This window comes from Raineyella sp., from assembly GCF_034933565.1.
GTDB lineage: Bacteria > Actinomycetota > Actinomycetes > Propionibacteriales > Propionibacteriaceae > Raineyella.
On the sequence record NZ_JAYFNG010000060.1, the window covers coordinates 1 to 1,594 of the forward strand.

The window sequence follows — 1,594 nt, forward strand, 5'->3', positions numbered from 1 at the left end:
TTCCGACGCCTCGTCCCAGTCCACCTCGGTCGACCGCTCCGTGGGTCGACCATCGACGCCCGACCTCGCCTCGCGGCCCACGACGTGGAGGGAGGACGCGGTCGGTGCGCCCGCCGTCGACAGGGTGAACCCGGAGCGGACCCGGCCCGGCCGCGCCGGATCGGTGCCGTCGCCGAAGGCGGTGAACAGGGGCACGCTGGCCAAGTCGGGCCTTTCCCAGGTGGGCTGCGGCTGCTTGGTCATCGTTCCGCCCCCGTCCTGGTGCGCGGTAGCGCGTCTTCGGTGCGCGGTGCGAGGGCTCGCAGCGACTCACCCAACGCCACCACGGACCTGGGCAGCGGCGAACGCTCGAACCGACGCTGAGGCTCCCCGTGGGACCACCACCGCGCGGCGTCCGGATCCCACGCCACCTCGCCGACCACCGGCACGCCCAAGGTCTTGGTGACCTCGGACGTGCTGTACCGACGTGCCGGGCCCGCGATGACCAACCGCACGTCGCCCAGCGAGCCTTCCTGAAGTCCGGGCAGCCACGACCGCACCCGGGCCAGCTCGGGCAATCCGGTCCCCGTCACGATCACGGTCACGTCCGACTCCGAGATCAGTGGTTCCGGGCTGCCGACCATGCCCAGCCGGCCGGCATCCACGACGATGTCCACGCCCGTGTCGACCTCGAGTCCACGCAAGGCGTCCAAGAGCGAGTCCCACACGCCCAGGAGGGACGCCGCCTGCTGGTGCGCCCGTAGCCCCGGCAACAGGCTCGCGTTCGAGTCAGCCAGGGGAAACAGCCGCGAGGGCAACTCGTCGGCCAGCTGTCGGTGTCGGTGGGCCAACACGAGTTCGGAGAGTCCGGGGCGGGCAACACCTGTGCAGTACCCGGCCAGGATCGCCGAGCCGCCCGACGGATCGGCTTCCACCAGCACCACCGGACGCGGCCACGTCAGGGCCAGACCGACCGACAGGGTCGTCACCCCCAACGAGCCCGAGACGGACGCGACCGTGAAGAGCGGCATGGCGTCACCGCTCCCGGGAGTCGAGCACCACGGCGACCTTGCCGGTCGCCGCGCGAGCTGCCAGATCGGGTGCGGCGTCCGCGCTCACCAGCAAGTCGACCAGGGCGAACTGCCCGTCCTGCGAGCGCGTGACCGCGACCACCTTGGCCGCGATGGTCACCGGCGACACCTCGCCGACCTGGCCCTGCGCACCGGGGGTCTGAACCACCCGCACGTCGTCGCCGGTCTTCAAGGGAATGGCTGGGAGCATCCCGTCCACCAGCGACAGCCCCACCACTGTCTCGCCCTTGGCCGGGACCGTCTCGGGGGCGATGGCGTCGGGGGTGAGCAGCCCGCCGGCGGAGATGTCGAGCGCGGCTCGCTGACCCACGACCGTCGACACATCGCTGGCGGGGATCGAGGCGACGGCCGGATCCAGCGACACCCGCGCCACCATCAGATCACCGGCGGCGATGACCGCGCCACGAGGGACGGCCGCCCTCGCCACCACGACTTCGACCGACGAGGTTGCCGCCGTCCACAGCCACACGCCGCCCAGCGCTGACAGCAGCAGGGCGGCCACGGATGCGATGATCAGCACCGGA

3 protein-coding genes are annotated in these 1,594 nt (G+C 72.0%); all 3 read right to left on the bottom strand.

Annotation, left to right across the window (positions count from 1 at the left end; all coding sequences use genetic code 11):
• A partial coding sequence (locus tag VB059_RS14165; RefSeq protein WP_323422621.1) for a hypothetical protein occupies positions 1 to 243 on the bottom strand: 243 nt, incomplete at its 3' end.
• Complete coding sequence (locus VB059_RS14170) at positions 240 to 1,010, bottom strand: hypothetical protein (RefSeq protein ID WP_300078577.1); 771 nt, start codon at positions 1,008 to 1,010, stop codon at positions 240 to 242. The genes VB059_RS14170 and VB059_RS14165, both read right to left, overlap by 4 nt.
• A 4-nt stretch (positions 1,011 to 1,014) precedes the next feature.
• On the bottom strand, positions 1,015 to 1,572 hold the full coding sequence (locus VB059_RS14175; protein WP_323422622.1) for an SAF domain-containing protein: 558 nt from the start codon (positions 1,570 to 1,572) through the stop codon (positions 1,015 to 1,017).
• Positions 1,573 to 1,594 lie beyond the last annotated feature (22 nt).

What these genes read in the sequence shown, in the direction of transcription:
- VB059_RS14170 (WP_300078577.1), bottom strand. Translation starts at nt 1,010, where the DNA reads ATGCCGCTCTTCACGGTCGCGTCCGTCTCGGGCTCGTTGGGGGTGACG.